Origin of the sequence: Brevibacillus jepli (genome assembly GCF_047229145.1) — a bacterium.
Lineage (GTDB): Bacteria > Bacillota > Bacilli > Brevibacillales > Brevibacillaceae > Brevibacillus.
The window spans coordinates 26,234-50,520 of record NZ_JBFEFW010000039.1; the positions used below are offsets into that span (position 1 = coordinate 26,234).

General features: G+C 47.2%; 20 protein-coding genes and 1 other RNA gene. 13 read left to right on the forward strand and 8 right to left on the reverse strand.

What is annotated here, in order from left to right; genetic code table 11:
- Positions 1–2 precede the first annotated feature (2 nt).
- The 6 genes from gap (at position 3) to AB1L17_RS28055 (ending at position 7,356) form a co-directional block, all read left to right on the forward strand.
- Positions 3–1,007, forward strand: a complete 1,005-nt coding sequence (gene gap / locus AB1L17_RS28030) for a type I glyceraldehyde-3-phosphate dehydrogenase (protein ID WP_048034950.1) — start codon at positions 3–5, stop codon at positions 1,005–1,007.
- A gap of 99 nt (positions 1,008–1,106) precedes the next feature.
- Complete coding sequence (locus AB1L17_RS28035; protein ID WP_412848202.1) at positions 1,107–2,291, forward strand: phosphoglycerate kinase; 1,185 nt, start codon at positions 1,107–1,109, stop codon at positions 2,289–2,291.
- Between the two features lie 21 nt (positions 2,292–2,312).
- Positions 2,313–3,071, forward strand: coding sequence for a triose-phosphate isomerase (tpiA, locus tag AB1L17_RS28040; protein WP_412848203.1), 759 nt, complete (start codon positions 2,313–2,315; stop codon positions 3,069–3,071).
- Positions 3,072–3,083: 12 nt separating this feature from the next.
- A complete protein-coding gene (gpmI, locus tag AB1L17_RS28045) occupies positions 3,084–4,625 on the forward strand; it encodes a 2,3-bisphosphoglycerate-independent phosphoglycerate mutase (protein ID WP_412848204.1) in 1,542 nt (513 codons plus the stop codon).
- 88 nt (positions 4,626–4,713) lie between these two features.
- A complete protein-coding gene (gene eno / locus AB1L17_RS28050; protein WP_412848205.1) occupies positions 4,714–6,000 on the forward strand; it encodes a phosphopyruvate hydratase in 1,287 nt (428 codons plus the stop codon).
- Positions 6,001–6,168: 168 nt separating this feature from the next.
- On the forward strand, positions 6,169–7,356 hold the full coding sequence (locus AB1L17_RS28055) for a pyridoxal phosphate-dependent aminotransferase (protein ID WP_412848206.1): 1,188 nt from the start codon (positions 6,169–6,171) through the stop codon (positions 7,354–7,356).
- Positions 7,357–7,439: 83 nt separating this feature from the next.
- Here AB1L17_RS28055 and AB1L17_RS28060 read toward each other — a convergent pair whose 3' ends face one another.
- From AB1L17_RS28060 to AB1L17_RS28070, 3 genes are all read right to left on the reverse strand, one after another.
- Entirely contained in the window at positions 7,440–8,267 is an 828-nt protein-coding gene (locus AB1L17_RS28060; RefSeq protein ID WP_412848207.1) for an ABC transporter ATP-binding protein, read from the reverse strand.
- A 552-nt stretch (positions 8,268–8,819) separates the two neighbouring features.
- A complete protein-coding gene (locus AB1L17_RS28065; protein ID WP_412848208.1) occupies positions 8,820–9,857 on the reverse strand; it encodes a FecCD family ABC transporter permease in 1,038 nt (345 codons plus the stop codon).
- The gene (locus AB1L17_RS28070; RefSeq protein WP_412848209.1) at positions 9,857–10,864 is read right to left on the reverse strand and encodes a FecCD family ABC transporter permease; all 1,008 of its coding nucleotides are present in this window, start codon (positions 10,862–10,864) and stop codon (positions 9,857–9,859) included. The genes AB1L17_RS28065 and AB1L17_RS28070 overlap by 1 nt, the downstream gene beginning before the upstream one ends.
- Positions 10,865–11,047: 183 nt before the next feature.
- On the opposite strand from AB1L17_RS28070, the gene AB1L17_RS28075 reads away from it, so the two are divergent.
- Positions 11,048–12,052, forward strand: a complete 1,005-nt coding sequence (locus AB1L17_RS28075) for an ABC transporter substrate-binding protein (RefSeq protein WP_412848210.1) — start codon at positions 11,048–11,050, stop codon at positions 12,050–12,052.
- Between the two features lie 50 nt (positions 12,053–12,102).
- Here AB1L17_RS28075 and AB1L17_RS28080 read toward each other — a convergent pair whose 3' ends face one another.
- From AB1L17_RS28080 to AB1L17_RS28100, 5 genes are all read right to left on the reverse strand, one after another.
- Entirely contained in the window at positions 12,103–13,341 is a 1,239-nt protein-coding gene (locus AB1L17_RS28080; RefSeq protein ID WP_412848211.1) for a YjgB family protein, read from the reverse strand.
- Positions 13,331–13,855 carry an RNA polymerase sigma factor gene (locus AB1L17_RS28085; protein ID WP_412848212.1) on the reverse strand — a complete coding sequence of 175 codons (525 nt, stop codon included), beginning with the start codon at positions 13,853–13,855 and terminating at the stop codon, positions 13,331–13,333. Before AB1L17_RS28085 ends, AB1L17_RS28080 begins: the two co-directional genes overlap by 11 nt.
- A gap of 111 nt (positions 13,856–13,966) precedes the next feature.
- Positions 13,967–14,731, reverse strand: coding sequence for an ABC transporter permease (locus tag AB1L17_RS28090; RefSeq protein WP_412848213.1), 765 nt, complete (start codon positions 14,729–14,731; stop codon positions 13,967–13,969).
- Positions 14,728–15,480, reverse strand: coding sequence for an ABC transporter ATP-binding protein (locus tag AB1L17_RS28095; protein ID WP_412848214.1), 753 nt, complete (start codon positions 15,478–15,480; stop codon positions 14,728–14,730). Before AB1L17_RS28095 ends, AB1L17_RS28090 begins: the two co-directional genes overlap by 4 nt.
- Positions 15,481–15,562: 82 nt before the next feature.
- The gene (locus AB1L17_RS28100) at positions 15,563–15,958 is read right to left on the reverse strand and encodes a YqzM family protein (RefSeq protein ID WP_412848215.1); all 396 of its coding nucleotides are present in this window, start codon (positions 15,956–15,958) and stop codon (positions 15,563–15,565) included.
- Positions 15,959–16,245: 287 nt separating this feature from the next.
- Here AB1L17_RS28100 and secG point away from each other — a divergent pair, with 287 nt between their 5' ends.
- From secG to AB1L17_RS28130, 6 genes are all read left to right on the forward strand, one after another.
- Positions 16,246–16,488, forward strand: coding sequence for a preprotein translocase subunit SecG (secG, locus tag AB1L17_RS28105; protein WP_412848216.1), 243 nt, complete (start codon positions 16,246–16,248; stop codon positions 16,486–16,488).
- A 143-nt stretch (positions 16,489–16,631) separates the two neighbouring features.
- Positions 16,632–19,154, forward strand: coding sequence for a ribonuclease R (gene rnr / locus AB1L17_RS28110; RefSeq protein WP_412848217.1), 2,523 nt, complete (start codon positions 16,632–16,634; stop codon positions 19,152–19,154).
- A 138-nt stretch (positions 19,155–19,292) separates the two neighbouring features.
- Entirely contained in the window at positions 19,293–19,766 is a 474-nt protein-coding gene (gene smpB, locus AB1L17_RS28115) for an SsrA-binding protein SmpB (RefSeq protein WP_412848218.1), read from the forward strand.
- Positions 19,767–19,919: 153 nt separating this feature from the next.
- Positions 19,920–20,275: a transfer-messenger RNA gene (gene ssrA / locus AB1L17_RS28120) on the forward strand.
- A 74-nt stretch (positions 20,276–20,349) separates the two neighbouring features.
- Entirely contained in the window at positions 20,350–23,229 is a 2,880-nt protein-coding gene (locus tag AB1L17_RS28125) for an HD domain-containing protein (RefSeq protein ID WP_412848219.1), read from the forward strand.
- Positions 23,230–23,501: 272 nt separating this feature from the next.
- Complete coding sequence (locus AB1L17_RS28130) at positions 23,502–24,149, forward strand: 2OG-Fe(II) oxygenase (RefSeq protein WP_412848220.1); 648 nt, start codon at positions 23,502–23,504, stop codon at positions 24,147–24,149.
- Positions 24,150–24,287: the final 138 nt, after the last annotated feature.

The following is a 24,287-nucleotide window of genomic DNA, read 5'->3' on the forward strand; positions in this document are numbered from 1 at the left end:
TTATGGTAAAAGTAGGTATTAACGGATTTGGTCGCATCGGTCGTAACGTATTTCGTGCAGCACTGAACAATCCAAATGTAGAAATCGTAGCGGTCAACGACCTGACAGATGCGCACACACTGGCGCACCTTCTGAAATATGACTCTGTTCATGGTGTACTGAACGTGAGCGTTGAAGCTTCCGAGAACACGCTCATCGTTGACGGCAAAGAAATTAAGGTGCTGGCAGAGCGTGACCCAGCTCAGCTCAAGTGGGCAGATTACGGCGTTGAAATCGTCGTAGAATCGACTGGACGCTTCACGAAGCGCGAAGATGCAGCGAAGCACTTGGAGGGTGGCGCGAAAAAAGTCATCATCTCCGCACCAGCAACGAACGAAGACATTACGGTCGTAATCGGTGTAAACGAAGACAAGTACGATCCAGCGCAACACACAGTGATCTCCAACGCGTCCTGCACGACGAACTGCTTGGCGCCATACGCGAAAGTGCTTAATGAGAAATTCGGTATCGTACGCGGTCTGATGACAACCGTTCACTCTTACACCAATGACCAACAAATTCTAGACCTGCCGCACAAGGATTTGCGTCGTGCACGTGCAGCTGCAGAGAACATCATTCCTACCTCTACTGGTGCAGCAAAAGCGGTTGCACTCGTACTGCCTGAGCTGAAAGGCAAGCTGAATGGCTTCGCGATGCGTGTCCCAACTCCAAACGTTTCCGTAGTGGACTTGGTGGTTGAGCTGAAAACAGACGCGACTGTTGAAGAGATCAACAACGCCCTGAAGGAAGCAGCAGAAGGCCCACTCAAAGGCATCCTCGGTTACTCCGAAGAGCCGCTTGTATCTTCTGATTACAACGGAAACCCTGCATCCTCCACAATCGACGCTTTGTCTACTATGGTACTGGAAGGAAACATGGTGAAAGTCGTTTCCTGGTACGATAACGAGTGGGGTTACTCCAATCGTGTCGTAGACTTGTGTCATTATGTTGCACAGCGCGGCTTCTAACACGTAAAATAGAACTGTTGTGGAAAAAAAGGGAGAGCAATCTCCCTTTTCCCATATCTTTTTTCCGAATAAAAAGCCAATGATTTGGGAGGATCGTTCATGAACAAGAAATCTATCCGCGATGTTGAGCTGGCAGGCAAGCGCGTATTCTGCCGTGTCGACTTTAACGTGCCGATGCAGGACGGGGTAATCACCGACGATACACGCATTCGTGCTGCTGTACCAACCATCCGTTTCATGATGGAAGCAGGAGCCAAAGTAATCCTGGCGAGCCATTTTGGCCGTCCTAAAGGCCAAGTAGTGGAAGAGATGCGTCTTACTCCAGTCGCAGCCCATCTATCCTCGTTGTTGGGTAAGGACGTACGCAAGCTGGACGATTGCCACGGAGCGGACGTGGAAGCGGCAGTGGAACAGATGGAATCTGGCGACGTCATCCTGTTAGAAAACGTGCGCTTCCATGCGGGAGAAGAAAAGAACGATCCAGAACTGGCAAAAAGCTTTGCGGCCTTGGCTGATCTGTTTGTGAATGATGCATTCGGGACAGCTCACCGGGCACATGCTTCTACAGCGGGAATCGCTGAGTACATACCAGCAGTAGCCGGACTTCTGATGGAAAAGGAAATTCGCTTCATGGGCGGAGCCTTGTCCAATCCGGAGCGTCCATTTACAGCGATTGTCGGCGGTGCAAAAGTAAAAGATAAGATTGCTGTTATTGAAAATTTGTTAACCAAGGTCGATCATCTGATTATCGGCGGCGGTATGGCGAATACATTCCTCAAAGCACAAGGGTATGGCATTGGTGCATCCCTGTGTGAAGATGACAAGCTCGACCTCGCACGTACATTGATGGAGCAGGCAAAAGAGCGCTGCGTACAATTGCTGATGCCAGTTGATGTTGTGGTAGCTGACCGTTTTGCGGCAGATGCAGAAAAGCAGGTCGTGGCAATCGATGCTATTCCAGAGGGCTGGATGGCACTCGATATCGGTCCAAAAACAGTGGAGACGTACCACAGTGTCATCGTAGATTCCAAAACAGTGGTGTGGAACGGTCCGATGGGCGTGTTTGAAATGGATGCTTTTGCAGGCGGAACAATTGGTGTAGCAAAGGCCATGGCAGCATGCAACGGTACGACCATCATCGGTGGCGGAGATTCCGTAGCAGCTGTGGAGAAAGCAGGCGTAGCCGAGCAGATGACGCACATTTCTACAGGTGGCGGAGCGTCCCTGGAATTCATGGAAGGCAAGGAGCTGCCGGGCGTAGCTGTACTGGCAGAGAACGAATAAGAGCGAAGAGGAGGAGTTTGCATGCGAACACCGATTATCGCGGGAAACTGGAAGATGTTCAAGACGATGGCTGAGGCAAGAGCATTTGCACAGGAAGCCAAGGCAGGCAACAATACTTCCGGAGTACAAAAAGTCATTTGCGCACCTTTTACAGCACTGGCTGCACTAAAGGAAGAGCTGGCGGGCACAGATATTGCTATCGGCGCACAAAACATGCATTTTGAAGAGCAAGGTGCATATACAGGTGAAATCAGTGCGTCCATGCTCAAAGAAATTGGTGTGCAGTACGTCATTCTCGGCCATTCCGAGCGCCGCCAATATTTCAACGAAACAGATGAGACGGTGAACAAAAAGGTAGTAGCAGCCTTGGCAGCTGGTCTTGTTCCGATTGTGTGTGTAGGTGAGAGTCTGGAGCAGCGGGAAGCGGGCGAGACAGCTGATGTGGTCCGTACGCAGACAGAAGGTGCATTTGCTGGTCTGGACGCTGCACAGGTGGCGGATACCGTCATTGCATACGAGCCAATTTGGGCGATTGGTACAGGCAAGTCTTCATCCGCAGAGGATGCGAACGAAACGATTGCGATTATTCGGAGCGTAATAGGCGAACGCTTCGGACAAGAGACAGCAGAGAAAGTGCGCATTCAATACGGCGGAAGTGTAAAGCCGGAAAACATCGCAGATTACATGGCGCAGCCTGACATCGACGGAGCATTGGTTGGTGGGGCGAGTCTCGTGGCTGACAGCTATTTGCAACTCGTTGCAGGTGCTGTGTCGCGATAGGAGGAAGAACAGATGGCACAAAGACCAAAACCGGTTGCCCTTTTGATTTTGGATGGTTTTGCTCTGCGTAATGAAACGTATGGGAATGCAGTAGCACAAGCTAGTAAGCCGAATTTCGACCGTTACTGGAACCAATACCCTCACGCGTCACTTGAGGCCAGCGGGCTGGCTGTTGGTCTGCCAGAAGGGCAGATGGGGAATTCCGAGGTAGGCCATCTCAATATCGGAGCTGGGCGTGTCGTTTATCAAGATTTGACGCGCATCACCAAGTCGATTCGAGAGGGCGCCTTTTATGAGAACGAGACACTGATTGCTGCCTTCCAGCATGCCAAGCAAAACGGCAAGCAGCTCCATCTGTTTGGGCTTTTGTCCGATGGCGGCGTGCACAGTCATATCGACCACTTGTTTGCGATGCTGGAATTGGCGAAAAAGCAGGACTTCAAGGATGTATACATTCACGGGTTCCTCGATGGTCGCGACGTATCGCCAGACAGCGCAGTGGGCTATATCGAACAGCTGCAAGCCAAAATCGCCGAGATCGGCGTGGGCCGTATAGCTACGGTACAAGGCCGCTACTATGCAATGGATCGGGACAAACGCTGGGAGCGCGTAGAGAAGGCGTATCGCGCTATGGTGTATGCAGATGCGCCGGCTTATCGTGATCCGGTTCACGCGGTCAAGGAATCCTATGAAAAGTCCATCATGGATGAGTTCGTCATGCCGACGGTGATTCTCGATGAGGCAGGCAAACCAGTGACGACCGTACAAAGCGGCGATTCGATCATTTTTTATAATTTCCGCCCGGATCGTGCGATTCAAATGTCGCAGGCATTTACGAACGAAGACTTCCGTGGCTTTGACCGCGGCGATGAGCGTCCGCGTGATCTGCATTTTGTGTGCCTGACGCATTTTTCCGAGACAGTTGACGGGTATGTCGCTTACAAGCCTTCCAATCTGGATAACACGTTGGGAGAGGTGCTTTCCCAGCATGGGTTGAAGCAGCTGCGCATTGCCGAGACGGAGAAGTATCCGCACGTGACTTTCTTTTTCAGCGGCGGGCGTGAGAAGGAGTTTCCGGGTGAGACACGTATCCTGATTCCTTCGCCAAAAGTGGCGACGTACGATCTGCAGCCGGAGATGAGTGCGCCAGAGCTGACAGACGCCGTTGTGGCTGAGATCGAGGCGGACAATTTTGATGCGATCATCCTGAACTTTGCCAACTGCGACATGGTTGGTCATTCGGGTATGATGGAGCCGACGATTAAAGCAGTCGAGACGGTAGATGCATGCCTGGGCAGAGTAGTCGATGCGATCGTGGCTAAAGGTGGCGTAGCCATCATTACGGCAGACCACGGCAATGCGGATCTGATGCTGGATGAGGCAGGACGTCCGATCACCTCGCACAGTACGTATCCGGTGCCTGTAATCGTGACCAAAGACGGTGCTGCTCTGCGCGAAGACGGGATTTTGGCCGACTTGTCACCAACGCTTCTGGAGCTTTTGAACGTACCACAACCGGTTGAAATGACAGGTAAATCGTTACTTGCAAAATAGGCTTCACTGGGACACACTGAAAAGGTGGCTAGGTGGTAGCGAAATACATGTAGGGCAACCTACGCAATAAAAAGGAGATGGACGAGAAATGGCAATGATTACTGACATTTATGCACGCGAAATTATGGACTCCCGCGGTAATCCAACTGTGGAAGTAGAAGTGTATCTCGAAGATGGCTCAATGGGCCGTGCAGATGTTCCATCTGGAGCGTCTACTGGTGCCTATGAAGCTGTTGAGCTCCGCGACGGCGACAAATCCCGTTACTTGGGTAAAGGCGTTCTGAAAGCGGTAGAAAACGTGAATGAAATCATTGCTCCTGAATTGATCGGCATGGATGCGCTGGATCAAGTTGGCATCGATATGGCGATGATTCAGCTCGACGGCACGGACAACAAAGGCAAGCTGGGTGCAAACGCGATTCTCGGCGTGTCTATGGCAGTAGCACGTGCGGCAGCAGATTCTCTCGGCGTTCCTCTCTACAACTACCTCGGGGGCTTCAATGCGAGAATGCTGCCAGTACCAATGATGAACATCCTGAACGGTGGTAAGCACGCAGACAACACGGTAGACATTCAGGAATTCATGGTAATGCCAGTAGGCGCTGAATCCTTCAAGGAAGCGCTGCGCACAGGTGCAGAAATTTTCCACTCTCTGAAAAAAGTATTGGGTGAAAAAGGACTGAGCACAGCAGTAGGGGATGAGGGCGGCTTCGCTCCAAACCTGAAATCCAACGAAGAAGCGATCACAACCATTTTGGATGCGATCAAGGCAGCAGGCTATGAGCCAGGCAAAGACGTGTTCCTCGCGCTGGACGTAGCAGCTACGGAAATGTTCAAAGACGGTAAATACCACTTCGAAGGCGAAGGCGTTGTGAAAACAACCGAAGAAATGATCGCGTTCTACGAAGATCTGGTAAACAAATACCCAATCATCTCCATCGAAGACGGTCTGTCTGAAGACGACTGGGATGGCTGGAAAGCACTGACTGACAAGCTGGGCAGCAAAGTTCAGCTGGTAGGGGACGACTTGTTCGTAACGAACACAGAGCGTCTGGCTCGCGGAATCGAGACCTCCACAGGTAACTCCATTCTGGTAAAAGTAAACCAAATCGGTACACTGACAGAGACCTTCGAAGCAATTGAAATGGCGAAGCTGGCTGGTTATACAGCAGTGATCTCCCACCGTTCCGGTGAAACCGAAGACTCGACGATCTCTGATATCGCGGTAGCTACAAACGCGGGTCAAATCAAGACAGGTGCTCCTTCCCGTACTGACCGTGTAGCGAAGTACAACCAATTGCTGCGTATCGAGGACGAACTCGGTGATACAGCTCGTTTTGGTGGTCGTTCTGCTTTCTACAACCTGAAGAAGTAAAAGATTATTAGACAGTGTGATAAATAAGGCGGTACCTGCGGGGCATTTACGTGGGTGCCGTCTTTTGTTTCACGATCCTAAAAACAGCAAGGCTATATGACTTTATATTTTTTGAAAATACAGTTATATTTAGAGAAGGGACATATGTAGCGAAACAGGAGGAAAAGCATGGGGACGATATCTAGTAAAATTACACTCGAACTAAGCAAAGGCTCTTGGATTCGCAAACTGTTTGACGAAGGAGCACGGCTAAAAGGCATTTATGGCGAAGAGAATGTGTATGATTTTTCCTTGGGCAATCCGATTGTCGAGCCGCCTGCAGCCTTTTTGAAGGCGCTAGAGGAAGTCGTAGCAGATGAAGCACTAGGAAAGCACAGATACATTCCGAATCAAGGCTTAGAGCAAGCCCGAGGCAAGGTTGCCGATTTCTTGAATCAACGCTTCCAGACGAAGATGAATGCCCAATCGGTCGTCATGACAGTAGGCGCAGGCGGGGCTTTGAATATGGTTCTCAAGACGATTTTAGAACCAGAAGAGGAAGTCATTGTGCTCCGTCCTTATTTTGTGGAGTACGATTTTTATGTGAAAAATCACGGTGGAACGATCGTGCACGGTGAGCTGGCTGAAGATTTCTCTCTCGACCTAGCTGAGATTGAGCAAAAGCTTAGTGCAAGAACGAAAGCGATTATTGTAAACACGCCGCATAACCCGACGGGAACGATCATTAGTCAGGAGCAGCTCAATGCACTCGGGGCCATTTTGAAAAAAGCAGAGGAGCTCTACGGCAGCTCGATTTATTTGCTATACGATAGCCCGTATGATCAACTTACTTTTGGTATCACGCCGCCAAATCCTTTTGAAGCCTATCATCGTACCGTGCTTGTCAGTTCTTTCAGTAAAGATCTCGGAATTGCTGGAGAGCGCCTTGGTTATATTGGGATTGAACCAACGATTCAGGATGCTTCGCTGCTCACGAGCGCATTTGTCTTTTGCAATCGTACGCTAGGCTTTGTGAATGCACCGGTTCTGATGCAACGCGCGATTAGCCGCATGGATTCTCTCTCGGTGCCACAGGAAGAATATCGTGTGCGCAGAGATTTGATGGTAGAGGTATTGAATGAGGCAGGCTTTGAATTTCAGCCTCCTGAGGGCGGATTCTTTATCTTCCCGAAAGCACCCATTGAGGATGATATCGAATTTTGTTTACGTGCAGCAGAAGAGTTTCGTGTTTTAATAGTTCCGGGTAGTGGTTTCGGAAGAGCGGGTTATTTCCGGTTAAGCTATAGTGTATCTATCGAACAAATCGAGCGCTCACGTGATGTATTCAAGCAATTGCTGGAGAAATATCGTACATAAGGATAAGGTAAGACATAAAAAAATACTGCCCCTGTCCTACAACTGTAGAGATGGGGGCAGTTTGTTTTTTCAGTGAGAAGGCTTTAAGACATGGCAACAGCTTTTGGTTCGGCGGCTACAGTACTCAACAGGCTCTTGCTGTATGGAATACACATCGGTGTGTCATAAAGCGGGTCTTTTGTAATTTGGCAATCCATATCGAAAACCGTACGTACGAGGTCGGTGGTCAGCACTACGCCTGGAGCACCTTCTGCCACAACTGTCTGATCATGTACAGCAACGATGTGATGGGCATAGCGGCAAGCGAGATTCAGGTCGTGAAGCACCATGACGATGGTACGCTGCTCGGTTTGATTCAATTCAAACAACAGGTCCAAAATCTCAATCTGATGCGACATATCCAAGTAAGTAGTAGGCTCATCCAGCAAAATGGTTTCCGTTCCTTGGGCGAGCGTCATGGCAATCCAGGCGCGTTGACGTTGGCCGCCAGAGAGACTGTCGACGGCACGGTTAGCCATATCCGTGAGTTGAGTAGCTGCCAATGCTTTATTGACCATCTGCTCGTCTTTTTCTGACCATTGCTGCAGCCAGTTTTGATAGGGATAGCGTCCTTGCTTGACCAATTGGAGAATCGTCAACCCTTCTGGCGCGGATGGGCCTTGAGGGAGGATGGCTAGACGTTTGGCTACCTCTTTGGTAGAGCGTTTTGCAATCGATTCTCCTTCGAGCAGGATGGCGCCTTCCTTCGGTTTGAGCAAACGTGCCAGAGAGCGCAGCAACGTCGATTTGCCACTGCCATTACTGCCGATGAAAACCGTGATTTTTCCACGTGGGATGTTTAGGTCCAGCGCTTCAATGATATTGCGTTCTCCGTACGACAACGTAAGCCGTTGGGTTTCCAAAGCTTGCATAAGGTCAGGACTCCTTTCAATGTATGTAGGATTTTATAGATGTGGCTGCGGTGGGGAGAAGAATATTTCCAGACTAGGCTCAGTGCTCCGTCCCTCTGAGAGAGTGGACTGTCCGCTCCGAAGGGATTCGTGGGGAAACGCAAAAGTGGTAGCCGCTTCGTCGCTCTGGCACGTTGCGTTTCTTTTACCCGCGAATCCCTTCGGAGCTTGGTAGGACTCCACAAGTCGCTACGTCTGGAAATATTCTTCTCTGGCGTAACTGATAAAATTCTTCATTCATTCAAAGATTTAAAACACGGATGAACACCGAAAGCTCGCAGAGGAAACAGGAGAAATAAGCGAAGATCTTTGGGACACCGACCGAGACGGAATGCAAAAAGCGAAACACTTTTTTAAGCGTCCACCTCTGAAACAACATCCTGAATGGACCACTTTGGACGCGGTTTCGCTTTTTGCATGGAGTCGGGCAGTCAAACCCAAATCGGGTGGCCCAAGAATCTGAGCGTTTTCTCCTGTTTCCTCCCCACCACGACAGCGGGACATAGTCTTTTCCTAGCGATTTCGGTTTTTATACAGCAAGTAGATGAAAAACGGAGCGCCGATGGCAGAGGTGAAGACCCCTACAGGCACTTCGATTGGTGAAAAGGCCATACGTGCAATCAAATCCGCAAGCAATACGATAATGGCACCCAGGAAAGCGGAGAGTGTCATGGCACCGCCAAAGGATGGGCCGATCAGTTGCTTGGCAATGTGTGGGGCCAGCAAAGCCACAAAGCTGATATCTCCTCCAACAGAGACGGCTGTTCCCGTCAAAGCCGCGCAAATCATGAGCAGGAGGAATCGATCCAATTGCAAGGAACTGCCAAGACTCGTCGCCAGATCATCGCCGAGCTGTTGAATGTTCACTCGTCTAGCTAGTAAACCGGCTGCGAGAATCAGACCGATGACCCACGGCAAAATCATGAATACGTCATTCCAGGCAACGCCGTAGATGCTTCCCGTCAGCCAGAGCAATGCCTTATTTTGCAGCAAAAACGGACTGAACATGATCAGCATGGTGACAATGGCACCCGCTGCGATTTTGATTCCCACACCGATCATGACGAGACGAAGCGGCGTGACGCCTTTTTTCCAAGAAAGGGCGTACAGCAGGAATGTCGTGAATGTTGCACCCAGAAAAGCGATGGGAGGAAGCCACTTGATGCTCGCTGTTTCAAATAGGATCAAGAAGCCGACTGCAAAAACAGATGCTCCACCCGATACCCCAAGAATATCCGGGGAAGCTAACGGGTTGCGGACGAGGCCCTGCATGATGGCACCAGCTACTGCGAGTGCGGCACCTACCAGAATGGCAATGACGATGCGTGGCAGGCGAAACTGCTCCACAATCAGAGCATCTTCTTCTGAGCCAATTCCCAATAGAACTTTTACGACATTGAGAGGGGCGATCTTCATTTCACCCATTCCGAGACTGATAACTGACACCGCGATGACGATTAATAAAGCGAGTAGCGAAAAGATTATCGTTTTTTTATGCAGCTGAAACGATGTAAAGCGCTTGCCGATGCGAAGAGACAGGTAGTCTTTCATTATTTATCCAGCCCCTTGCGTGCGACATAGATGAAGAACGGAATACCAATCAGGGCTGTCATAACGCCGATAGGCACTTCAGCTGGCATCGCGATATACCGCGCGCCGATGTCTGCCAGTAGCAACAGAATTGACCCGAGCAGACCGCTGTACAAAAGCACCCAGCGTGTGTCGATTCCCACGAGATAGCGGGCCAGATGCGGGGTTACCAATCCGACAAAACCAATTGGTCCTGCAACCGCAACCGCACAACCGGATAATAGGACAATGACGATTCCAACACTGAGTTTTACTAATAATGTGCGTTGTCCAAGGCCTTTGGCTACATCATCACCCATTAACAAGGTTTGAATCGGACGAGCGAGGACAAAAGCAGCGATCCAGGCGATGATCATATAAGGAAAGACTGTGGCTAAGTACTCCAGCTTTCTCCCGCCGACTGACCCCGCCAGCCAGAAAAGCACCTCGTCAGTGGCTTTTTCATTAAGTACCATCATGCCGTGTCGGATCGAGGAAGCCAAAGCGGTGATAGCAGCACCTGCTAGAACCAGCTTCACAGGCGAGAGCCCGTCTCTCCCGAATGAACCGAGTAAATACACGATTAGCCCCGCTACAGCGGCTCCTAGAAAGGAAATCCACGTAAACTGGGTCAAGGAGCTGATGCCGACAAATGTCACAGCGAACACAACAAAAAGAGAAGCACCTGCATTAAGACCGAACAGCTCAACGTCAGCAACAGGGTTTCTCGTCAAGGATTGGAGCAGTGTCCCGGCCAAGCCGAGGCAGAAACCGACGGTGAGCGCATTCAGCACACGCGGAACCCGTACTTCCTTAATGACGATGTGTTCATTAGAACCATTAAAATTCGTATAGGCATCAATCGCAGTTTGCCAACTCGTGTCAATGACGCCAAAGATGAGGCTGGCATAACTAAGGTAAGTCAAGATGAGAATAGCAAATGCCACTCCCAGAATTTTACGAAAGTTGCTTGCTAATAAAGCATTCATGATGGCTACATCCTTATATCTTAGATGGTTTCATAGTTAAGTGTAGAGCCACGCCGAGGAAGTGTCAATGATGTTGATAGTCATTATCATTTTATGATTGACTTTTGACAAGCAGGGGAGTAGGATAGACTCTGTCATTGATATGAATTCTCATTATAGAAGTATGAAAGGGGTCCTCTCATCATGTTTTCTCGTACATATCGGACCGCAGGCGGTAAAGCTTTCTTTGCTGTCTTGATGGCGCTCTTGCTGATCGTCACAGGTTGTGGCGCTCCACAAGCAAGCGAACAAAAGCCTGCAGAACAAAAGCCTGCTGATCAAGCAACTGGCACTTCTGATGGACAAAGCTATACAGTAAAACACGCAATGGGTGAAACTACCATTAAAGGTACACCACAACGCATCGTCATGTTGACCAACCAAGGCACAGAAACCTTGATGGCTCTTGGTGTGAAGCCAGTAGGCGCTGTAGGCTCCACGATTGATCCTACTCAATTCTACGATTTCACCAAGTCTTTCCTTGAGGGGACAAAATCCGTAGGTACGGAAAGTCAACCTAACCTGGAAGCAATTGCGGCACTGAAGCCTGACTTGATTCTGGGTATGAAATTCCGTCACGAAAAAATTTATCAACAACTGACGGCAATCGCTCCAACCGTATTCGTGGAAGAGCCACGTGGCGACTGGAAAGCAAACTTCTCCTTGTTCGCTGAAGCTGTAAACAAAAAGGCTGAGGGCGAAAAAGTTATCGCTGACTGGAACAAACGCGTAGAAGACTTCAAAGCAAAAGCCGGGGACAAGCTGAATACGAAAGTATCCGTAGTACGCTTCATGCCTGGTAAAGTTCGCATCTACTACAAAGACACCTTCACTGGTGCGATCTTCAAGGATCTTGGCCTGGCACGTCCAGCTTCCCAAGATAAAGAAGAATTCGCAGCAGAAGTAACCAAAGAGCGCATTCCAGAAATGGACGGCGACATCATGTTCTACTTCACGTACGAAACAGGCAAGGGAGATGCTTCCAAGCTGGAGCAAGAGTGGACGAACGATCCTCTCTGGAAAAACCTGAACGTCGTGAAAAACAACAAGGCATTCAAAGTGGATGACACCATCTGGAACACTTCCGGTGGCGTAATCGCAGCGAATAAAGTACTGGATGAGCTGGAAGGCTACATCATCGGTAAATAATGAGAAAAGACGGGACTGATGCTCCCGTCTTTTTTTGTTTATGATGCTGTTTATCCGGCCATGTTGTTGAACGTACCTCGTGGGTAGTAAATGTTTACGTGGTCGATGTAGAGAGTGCTTGATTCCTTGGTCATGATACCAGAGAAAATGATTTTCAGTTCATAATTAGGCGTTACTTTATAGGTGTAGATGGTTTGTCCGCCTGTCGTGGCCACGCTTGCTGGATTTCCAAGCGTTTTCTGTACTTCAGCGAGTGTGATTGCTTGCAGGCGTGGATCATAGGAACGAATATCGACTAGCTGCATTCCTTTGTTAAAGGCATAGACAAGATTGCGATCCCGGTACGTATTGTATGTGATGCCATTAATAACGGAGACGACATCCGGTTTGCCCAGCTGTTTTTCTACGTCATCGAACACATCTTTCTCTACCCGGTATTGACTCTCGAACGTCTGACCATTTTGAGCTAGATCACGCACGCTCTGCAATATCTCGGCATTGTCCGCGTACAGCATCAGATTTTTGTTTCCTTGTGGGTAATACAGATGGTATTCAACAAGAATCAGGTCGTCCTTGCTCGTGCTTTTCGTTCCTTGAAAGATCAGCTTGACCTGATAGTTGCTCGTCATATCATAGGTGTAAATCGTCTGATTGCCAAACTCACTGATACGACTCGGTTCTCCCCAGCTCTTTTCGACGGCAGACAGGCTTACTCGCTGTAACTTCGGATCTGTCCTGTGCATGTCGACGAGCTGCATGCCTTTGTTGTAGCCAAATACAACTCCTCGACTGGGAAAAGCGGCGTAGGTGAGTCCATTGGCATCGTAGGTTTTCTCAGGTTTGCTCCAACCCTTTTCTAGTTGCTGTATCGTTGTCTCCAAGACGAAGGGAAGCCAGATGACTCTACCTTTTTCAGCATCTGAGCGTATTTGTGACAATAGTTCCTCCGTTTGTTGAACGGGTTGTGTTGTCACGCTGTTGTTCGGACCGGGTCCAGGAGAAGCTGTGGGAGAGCCAGGCGCAATAGGCGGTACGGAGTCTGGCAGCGTGCTCTGTTGTTGGTTCGTTATGAGCCCGATGCCCAGCCAGACGGTAGCAGCGAGAACGGAGCAGATGGCCAATCCCTTGCCGAAAGCAGAGAACCCACGAAAAGAAGCAGTTCCTCCAGATTTGCTCACTTTTGTTTGGCGAATAGCAGATACGATCTCTTGCTTTTTCTCCGCACTCATTTTCATATCTGGCAAGCCCTGCAATTTGCCAAGTAAGTCTTGATCTGAATTAGATCGCATCACCAATCATCTCCTTTTTCTCACGCTCAAGTATTTCCCGGACGGCTTTCATGGCACGGTGGAATGTCACATTCACTTTGTTTTCGGACCAATGAAGGATTTCAGCTGTTTCCTTGGGAGATAGTCCTTTGAGGCCACGCAAAATGAGCACCTCGCGATAAGCTGTTTTGACTTCACGGATGGCGTGATAAAGTGCTTGCTGCTCCTCGTGCAAATACAGTATCTCTTCCGGTGTTTTCTCATCCGCCTCTACGTGTGCTAGCCATTTATCGGGCAGCCAATTTCGAAGTCGCTGCTTGCGCCTATGATCAATGGCAGTATTCCTGGCGATTGTCAACAGCCATGTTTTCGGTTGCGATCTGCCCTCGAATGATTCCATTGACCGAAGTGCTTTTAAAAAGACATCCTGGACGAGGTCGTCTACATCACGGTTACCTGTGTAGTAAATGAGAAATTTGTAAATATCATCGCCATAGCGAAGGAACCATTGCTCTACTAAGCCGTTTTTGTCCATAGCTGAACCACCTTTTGTACGTTCTACTTGTAATTTGACGACCCAGGCAGCATTTCATTACAAAAACGAAAAAACTGTCGGAAGCAAAGTCCGACAGTGAGTGTCAAGCATTTACGAGTGGAGCATGGAATCGCGTGTAAACCAGAGCTGATAGCTCAGCATGCTGATCAGAACAGCCGAAATGGCAGCAGAGGAGCTGAAGCTGAGCATAATGAGAATTTGGTAGCGCACAGCCTCTATCGGACTGGCACCAGCGACAATCATTCCTGTCATCATCCCTGGCAATTGAACGAGTCCGATCGTTTTCATCGTGTCAAAGGTAGGGATCATACTTGCTTTGACAGCGCGTTTCAGTACCGTTTGCACGGCTTGTCGTGTGGTAGCTCCGAGACAAAGTAGTGTTTCAATTTCTCCACGAGAGGCTTCTACCTCCCTGTTCATATGCGTAAGAAAAAGGCTCGTAACAATCATGGAGCTGCCAATAATCATGCCGCTCATGGGGATGAGGTACTGTGGTGTAGGCTGAATAAGTCCGAGCAACACTAACAGCCCCATCGTGATTAGCTCCGTTATCGCAAGTGAAATCGCTATCCGCCAAAAAATCCCCGATAAATGCTTTGCTCTGCTAAACGCATTCCACGAGGCGACCAAAATCATCATGAGAATAATCAGTAAAATAAACCAGACACTATCTGTGGCAAATACAAAATGAAGGACATAACCGATAGCCAGCAGTTGAACGGTCGAGCGAATGGTGCCGATCATGATTTCTTTTTCTAATCCGAGCTTTTGCCAAGTAGAGAGCAGTAGGGCGATCAAAACAAAGGCAAAGGCAAACAGAAGCCACATGGATGAAAACGTATACGTATGAGTCATCGCTGTACCTCGCTTAGGGCTGCATGCACATTCCCGTCTCGCAAAAACTCACGAGCTTCAAGGGATCGGGGGGAGTGGAAAAACGTTTCGCACGCCGCATCTTCTGCCAGCTGGTGATTGGCCATAAACCAAATGCGCTTGCAGGCGACTCGCGCTTCCTCCAAATCATGAGTGACCCAGATTAAGGTCGTGCCTGTTTGGTGGTGCAAATCGACGAGGAGTCGTTCAGCAGCATGTTTGCTCTTCGTATCGAGTGAAGCTGTGACCTCATCTAGTAGGAGGACAGGTGGTTGAAGCAACAGGGTGCGAACGAGAGCGAGGCGTTGCTTTTCTCCGCCAGATAGCTGCGCGGCAGGCTTGGACCAATCGATCTCTTCCATATATAGCTGCTCCATTAAATCAGAGGCGAGCTTATTATCAAATGGGCGATGGTGCAGGCTGCTCACTGTGCGCAGGTTGTCTTCGACGCTACCAGGAAGCATGACAGCCTGTTGTGCCACGTAACTGATTTTCATTCGCCATGCTTTTGGGTCCCACTGTGACATTTCTCTATTCTCTAAGTGAACAGTACCGACGTCAGGCTGTAGAAGGCGACCCAAAATACGGAGCAAGGTGCTTTTTCCTTGACCTGATTTTCCTAGAATTCCAATAATCGTAGGCTCCGTAATGCTAGCATTGAAATCATGGAACAACCATGTACTCGTGGGAGAGTGGATTTGTTTCCCCAAAGCTTCAATCTGGATGGTCATATAGTAAAGCCTCCCCATGAACGCGGAAAACACCGAAGAGGACGAGTCTTCGGTGTTTCTTTCCTACGGGCTATCTATGTACTTATTTTTTCTCCGACAGCCACTGTGAAACCGCTTGAATTTCTGGTTGTTTCTTCAGCAATCCAGGAGGCATGCCGCCTTTACCTTCTTTGATAATTTTGGCGATGTCATCTGCGCTGAGCGTTGCTCCAATCTTCGTCAGGTTTGGAGCTGCGATTCCTTCCAGATTTTGACCGTGACAGGAAGCGCAATTTTGTTTAAAAATAGCAGGGGCGTCAATCTGTGCAGTTGGCGCGCCGCCACCGTTAGCCTCTTCCCCATGTTTTGGTGGGAAAATAATTGATCCTACAAGTGCAATGAGAAAAACAAGAAACAAGATACCAAACGAAGTGAAAAAGGCCTTCGCGGAATCAATTACGTCGTTTTGATTCATGTCTTTTTTGTTGGACCCAGCCATCTGACAAAGACCTCCCAAAGCAAAGGATAAAGTTAAAGTTTCATTGCAATTTTACGGCAAAATCTTGACAATATCAAGGCGACTACTAAACAAGACAAAGAAAGTACACAATTTGCCATTTTTTCGTAAAAACAGTACGCTCTTATTCTACCTAAAAACGGTCCAGATTATTTGAGAGAATTTCTCTTATAATGGAAGGGATAGCGGGTTGCTGTTACCAGACAAGTGTGATAAAGTTGTTGTATTGGTTTTTTCCGCCTTGGAAATACGTTTTGAGGTGAATGAAAATGGCATTGGCTGCGAAAATTTTACTTGTGATCGCAAGTATTGGCTTAATTATCGTCGTGTTGCTGCAATCTGGAAAAAGTGCCGGCCTTTCCGGAGCGATTGGTGGCGGCGCAGAGCAACTGATGGGCAAGCAAAAAGCCCGCGGGATTGACGCACTTTTAGGGAAACTGACCGTTGTATTTGCGGTTGGCTTCATGCTTTTTGCGATTTTGCTCGGGTATTTCTTGAAAACAGGAGCGTAATAGACGAACGGCCGAAAGACAGCGAGTGCGACTTGCTGTCTTTTTCTCTATTCCGATTGCGATAAGCGGGAACGGTGAATACTACATAATAGGATGGTCATGGAAAAAGCGCGGGAATGCCACGCGAAAAAGGAGGTTTGTAAATGGAAGATCAAGAAAAAATTCTCTCGTTCATGCGAGAGCAAGCCTATCACCCGATGACGGTGAAGGAGCTGGAAGAAGCATTTGGGATCAAGGATTCTGCCACGTTCAAGGAGCTTGTCAAAACGTTAAATGCACTGGAAGCAAGCGGAGAGGTGATCCGCACCAGAGCGAATCGGTATGGTGTGCCTGAAAAAATGAATCTGGTACGAGGACGCCTGCAAAGCCATCCGAAGGGCTTCGGATTTGTGATCCCGGAGACACCTGACACGGACGACGTATACGTACATGCGAATGATATGAATGGAGCGCTCCATGGCGATACGGTTTTTGTCCGCGTGGAAAAAGAAGCGGGTGGCAATCGTCTGGAAGGGCAGATCATTCGCATTGTCGAGCGGGGAATGAAGCAGGTCGTAGGTACGTTCAAGGATGAGACACATTACGCGTTTGTCATCCCTGACGAAAAGCGAATTGGCAAAGATATTTTCATCCCGAAAGACGCCTTCAACGGAGCTGTAGATGGTCACAAGGTGGTCGTGAACATCGTTCGCTATCCAGAGGGACGGGTGAATCCAGAAGGGGAAGTCGTCGAGATTCTCGGGCATAAGAACGATCCGGGCGTCGATATCCTGTCGATCATCCGCAAGTTTAACTTGCCGGAAGCTTTTCCAGAGGATGTGCTGGCTGAGGCAGAGGCAGCACCAGATGAGATATCCGAGGAAGAGATCAAGGGGCGTCGTGACTTGCGTGATCGGATGATGGTCACGATTGACGGAGCAGATGCCAAGGACTTGGACGATGCTGTGTCTCTTGAGAAGCTGCCAAACGGAAACGTAAGACTCGGCGTGCATATCGCTGACGTGAGCTATTACGTTCGCGATAAGTCCCAGCTGGATAATGAGGCGTATCGTCGCGGTACCAGTGTCTACTTGGTGGACCGCGTCATTCCGATGCTGCCACATCGCTTGTCCAATGGGATTTGCAGTCTCAATCCACATGTAGATCGCTTGACGATTTCGTGTGATATGGAGATGGATGCAGGCGGGAACACCGTTAAGTACGATATCTTTTTGAGCGTGATTCGCACAGATGAGCGCATGACGTATGCGGATGTACGCAGTATTTTGGACGATAAGGACGAAGCGCTGATCGAGAAGTACAGCAAGCTCGTCCCGATGTTCGAGGAAATGAAAAATCTGGCTCTGACGCTGCGTAAAAAGCGGATGCAGCGTGGTGCTATTGACTTTGACTTCCGTGAAGCGAAAATTTACGTGGATGAAGAGGGGACCCCTACGGAAATCGGCTTCCGTACGCGATCGATTGCGGAGCAGATCATCGAGGAGTTCATGCTGGCAGCCAACGAAACAGTGGCGGAGCACTTCCATTGGATGAAGCAGCCGTTCATGTACCGGATTCACGAAGACCCTAACGCTGAAAAGCTCATGGCCTTTATGGAGTTCATCACGAATTTTGGCTACTCGATCCGCGGGAAGGGCAATTCTGTTCATCCCCGTGCGTTGCAGCAGCTGTTGGAAGAGGTTAAAGGAACGCCGGAAGAGATCATCATCAGCACGGTCATGCTGCGCTCGATGAAGCAAGCGCGTTACGACGCGGAAAGCCTGGGGCATTACGGCTTGTCTACGGAGTTCTATACGCATTTTACTTCGCCGATTCGCCGTTATCCCGACCTGATCGTTCACCGTCGGATTCGCGAATGGATCGAGCTGGGGAATGAAATATCAGAAAAACGTCTGGCGTACTGGGCAGAGCAAATGCCAGTAATTGCGGAGCATGCGTCCCAGCGTGAGCGATTGGCTGTCGATGCCGAGCGTGAAACAGATGACCTGAAAAAAGCGGAGTTCATGCTGGAACGAGTGGGAGAAGAATTCGAAGGCGTCATTTCCAGTGTGACTTCGTTCGGTATTTTCGTCGAGCTGCCTAACACCATTGAAGGCTTGGTACACGTCAGCTTTTTGACCGACGACTACTATCATTACCATGAGAAAATGTTTGCCTTGGTAGGCGAGCGGACTGGTAAGCAGTATCGGATCGGGGATGTTGTCGAGGTACGTGTAGCGAGTGTGAATGTGGACGAACGCACTATCGACTTCGAAATCGTGGGCATGCCAAAGTCTGCTGGATTCCGTGGCAGTCGCGAACGTACTCCTCGCGTAATTGACGGACGTGGCGGAGATCGCAAGCCGACTCGCGGCAAGCAAGATCGTTCTCGCACAGGCCGTCCAGAACGTCCAGGTCGACCAGGACGACCAGAGCAGACAAAGGACAAGAAGCATCCAGCGGAAATCCGTCAAAAATACAAGGATCGCCGTAAAGCAGAAGGGAACAAACCTCCTCGTCGCGCTGGTTCAGGCCGAGCATCAGGCAGTGAGGATGTACTGCCAATCGGAGCCGCTGAAGGGGATACCCCGACCAAACGTCAGAAGGGATTCTGGGAAGATCTCGTCAAATCGAAGAAAAAGAATCGCAAAAATGTAGCTGGCCAGGCGAAAAGAAAACGCCGTTAAACAGTTGTTTAAGCCCCGAAAAGCGCTGCTTTCCTTTTCGGGGCCTCGTTCATGACCCGGTAAATCACTTGCCACAATGGGCAAAATTTGCTAGACTAACTGTTACGAAACGCAGTACGTACAAGTGAGGTGATCTCCATGGCAAAAGACAAGGCCGGAACCAAGACAATCGCCCAAAACCGAAAAGCACGCCACGATTACCACATCGAGCAAGTATACGAAGCAGGCATTGCCCTGACCGGTACGGAGATCAAGTCCGTGCGTGCAGCGCGTGTCCAGCTCAAGGACAGCTTCGCCCGTGTGCAGGATGGCGAATTGCTTTTGTACAACGTGCACATCAGTCCGTACGAGCAGGGTAATCGTTTCAACCACGAGCCAGAAAGGACCCGCAAGCTCTTGATGAGCAGACTGGAAATCCTTAAGCTCAACGGTTTGATTCGTGAAAAAGGGTACTCGCTGGTTCCGCTCAGCATTTATTTGAAGGGCGGCTGGGCCAAGGTCGAGCTCGCACTCGTTAAAGGGAAAAAGAACTACGACAAGCGCGAAGACCTCAAGAAGAAGGAATCTGCCCGAGATATCGAACGTGCTCTGCGCGAACGTCAAAAGGGTTGATTGGATTGCACTGGCAGGCTTGGCAGCAATCAACGTTGAGTTTTGGCTGTCGCTTGTGCTATATTTAATAAGCAACAACAAGCCAATACACTGTTATTTATAGTCTAGGTGCGGATTTAATGGCTCTTCACCTAGACTTTTTCTCACCTACCTGGGGGCGTTCTGGATTCGACGGGGATGGTAGAGCATGAGAAGCGAGCCGGGGGGCTGCGGACCTCGTCAACAACGCGGAACGCCATTAACTGGCAACAAACAACTTTCTCTCGCTGCTTAATAACCAGTGAGGCGCTACCATTCCATCGCCCATGTGGCATGACTAGCGCTCAACTTTAGTGGGATACGCCGGAGGCTTCCGCCTGGAGCCGAAGGAAGAAGATCAATCAGGCTAGGTAACGGGTCAGCGCGTCACTCCGCGAATCCAGTACCGAAATTTAAATGAGTGACTGCGCTCGGAGATGCTCATGTATCGCTGTTTTCGGACGGGGGTTCGAATCCCCCCGCCTCCACCAAATACATATCAACTAGTTAAGACACCTATAGACTTGGTGTCTTTTTATTTTGTTAAAAAGGGTGATGTGATAACATGTTTGTTCCTAGCAAATTTAAAGAGATACTAGAAACTAATCAAGAGCTTGCTGGTATTGTATATACTACCTTCGCTAAATTTGAACTTATTGTAAAAGAAAGTAAGTTTGAATTTTTTGATGAGTACACTAATCATGGAATAGATCACATTGAAAACGTATTAGCAACAGCTCAATGGTTAATAACAGATGAAACCTACAATTTATTAAACGCAAAAGATATCACGATTCTTATGTTAGCAATACTTTTACATGATTTAGGAATGCACATAAGCTATGAAGGTTTTTTAGAACTTATTAACGGAAGCGCTAAAGATAGACAGGGGATATTTGAAGAAGATGATTTATGGGCTAACGAATGGGATAAATATTTGGTCGAAATGAAGCAGTGGGATGACAAGAGGATAATAAAAGTATTCGGGGAGAAATTAAACATACGAAAACCATCTTTGATAAGAGCCGAATTAACGGGGTACGATAAATCATTAATTGGCGAATTTATCAGGCGGAAACATTCGCGATTGGCTCATGAGATTTCAATTTTTGGCTTCCCAGCTTTTGATGGGAGATATATTCCGTTCGCAACAGAACTACCTGAATATTTAAGAGATTTGATAGGTCTAGTTGCAAGAAGTCATGGGATAAATGTACGGGAAACATTTAATTATTTACAAAAAAAGTATACTAGACATTCTTGGAAAACGCCTCAAGACGTTAAAATTATTTTCTTGATGGTAGTATTACGTATATCGGACTATCTACATATTACACCGGACAGAGTTAATCCGACTTCTCTAGAAATACGAAAGTACACTAGCCCCCTCTCAAGAGTAGAAAGAGAGGCTCATAAATCGATAGAAAGTATACATAATAATGCAGATGACCCTGAGTTGCTATATGTTCATGGTAATCCTAAATCTAGTGAACTATTCTTAAAATTAAAACGTCTTTTAAATGATATTCAAAGTGAATTAGATATGGCGTGGGCTGTCCTTGGTGAGGTTTATGGGAATCATAAGGATTTTAAAAATTTAATGATACTCTTGAGAAGAATTCAATCTAATATAGATGATAAAAAAAATCTTCAAGTAAATTATTTGCCAGAAAAAGTAGCTTTTGATTCTAATCCTGATCTCATTAAGTTATTAATTGCTCCTTTGTATGGGAAAAATCCAACATTTGGGGTCAGAGAATTAATACAAAACTCAATAGACGCTTGTAGGGAACGTGAGCATTATTCCGAGAACGAAGATGGAGTGACTGAAAACACTAATTACAAACCTGAAATTACTATAAGTATAGAAAAGAATTTGTCGGAGGGATATTCTCTTTTTATTTCTGATAATGGGATAGGAATGACTGCTGATACAATAGTGAACTACTTTTTCAAAGCAGGTGCTTCTTTTAGAAAAAGCGAAGCTTGGTCAACGAAATATTTGGACAAAGCTGGGGGATCAAAAATACTTAGAAGCGGTCGATTTGGAGTTGGAGTATTAGCTGCATTTTTACTTGGGGAGCAAATCTCCGTCAGCACACGATTTATTAGTGATAGTTGCGGTTGGAAATTTAAATGTATGATTGATTCGGAACAAGTTGAAGTAGAAAAAATAGATAGAAATGTCGGGACTACGGTAGAAATAGAGCTTTCAAATGAGGTTGCCCACTCGCTGAAGTTCGATATAGAATGTTTTGAAAATAGTTTTGACTTAAAACCAAGTGATACAGCTTGGTTTGCGTGGTACAGGCTAAATTATCCAAAGATAACTTTACAGCTCCCAGATAATTGGGTAGGAGTAGAAGAAATCAATAACTATATCGATAGTAATATTGAAGGGCCTTCCGGATATTCTTTCCGACCGGATCGATTTCAGTTAGTTTATTGGGATTTTAGGGCAAAAAGAAAGGAATTGCTTTGCAATGGGTTTTTAATTCCAAATTGGAGGGGGCTCTCATTTAAATATAATTATCCCAGCTTTCCAGTCAATCCAAAAGTAGTCGTGCTAGATCCTGATGGAATTCTCCCATTATCTTTAGATCGGCAGAGTGTGGATGGAGAATTGCCTTTTTGTGATAATTTAGCAAAAGATATTTGTAAAGATTTATTGGCTAAGTTGTTCTTATTGCCAGAAATTAATTTGTTTGAGTCAGTCTCTCATAATATAACTACATTAAGTCATCCAGCATTTGATCGACCATATAAAAACTCTTATGACCTAAATTGGTTCGAAGGAGAGTTGCTATTATTTAATAGTGGTTATACATTACCCCACTCATTTTTCTTAGAGAAGCTATCTGTGGAAAAAATAGTAAAAGTCTGGCTGGTGAATGATAAAAAATTTAACTTAGATTTTTTACCGAATTTTGACTCAAACATTTGCGTTTCATTGTGTACCGATCAAATAGAATCAGCAACTCATTTGAAACCTTATATTTATCCAAATGTATTAGAACTCGATAAACGCTTTAAAATTAATGCTAAACATTTTTTTATTACTAAAGAACATAGCGATTTTCTTTTTGTGGATACGGAACGAAGAATACGAAAAGAATTTAAAATGAGTATCAATATTAATAAAACTTCTGAAAAATGGGTAGAGATGAGCCAGGGTAGTCTAAACCCTTTACTTAATACTGATTTTATTTCAGAAAATGCAAATTCATTTAACTTTGTTCTAATTACCGATTTAGGTACAAAAATTGTATCGAAACGAAAATTTAAAAATAAAGATATTTTTACTGAACTATTAGAACATTATTTTACTGAAGACTTTTTAATCCCGTATAATATTGAAGAAAGAAAAAAGAAGTTTCCAAAATTATATATAGAATTAGAAAAGTATATGTTTAAATACCGAAATGAAATAACTAATCAATATTAATAAAACAGTAGCTCTCAAATTCCTTACTGCTTATTCACTATGTAGCATGACTAGCGCTCAACTTTAGTGAGATACGCCGGAGGTCTCCGCCTGGAGCCAGGAGGAGTTCTCGGAAGTGTGGGAGTGGGTCTATGGGCATGGCATCCCCTCACATCAACAACAAACACATTATTATTAATATTTTTATTTATGTGAATTTAATTGAGTGATTTTATCCATTTTATGGTATTCTATTTTTGCTATAGATGTCATATATATGGGGCTGCATAATGATGAAAGGGTATACGACAGAGAAAGAACGAACGCTATTTGATCATACTGGAAATACGATCAATACAGATGATCGAGACATTCGAATTCTAGCCAAGTATGAGGAACCGCTGGTTGTCGTATTAGGAAATGTGCTTAGCGATGACGAATGCGATGAGCTTATCGAACATTCCAGGGAACGATTGCAACGCTCAAAAATAGGCGAAAATCGTGCGGTCAATCAAGTGAGAACGAGCAGCGGGGTGTTCTGCGAGCAGACTGAGGCGATTACAAGAATCGAGCAGCGAATCTCGCAAATCATGAATATTCCTATTGAGCATGGTGATGGCTTGCAAGTTCTGCGATATATCCCTGGACAAGAATATAAACCTCATTATGATTTCTTTGCAGAAACGAGTCGAGCGAGTACCAACAATCGTATTAGTACGCTCGTGATGTATTTGAATGATGTGGAGCAAGGCGGAGAAACGGTATTCCCTTTGCTTAATTTATCTGTTTTCCCCACCAAAGGTATGGCAGTCTACTTCGAATATTTTTACAGCAATCATGAATTAAACGAGTCCACTTTACATGCAGGTGCACCCGTGATCAAAGGGGAGAAGTGGGTTGCAACGATGTGGATGAGAAGACAAGCCTTTCGAGTCTCCTAGCCGTGTGAATATGTGGAAGAGTCCCAGAAAAAATGTCCAAGCATTGCGCTTGGACATTCTCAATGTGCGCCCAGCATGGGCGTTATCTATAGGGTTAAAGTCCCGAATGGCGAAGGCAGTAGTAGTCATTAGCTTAAG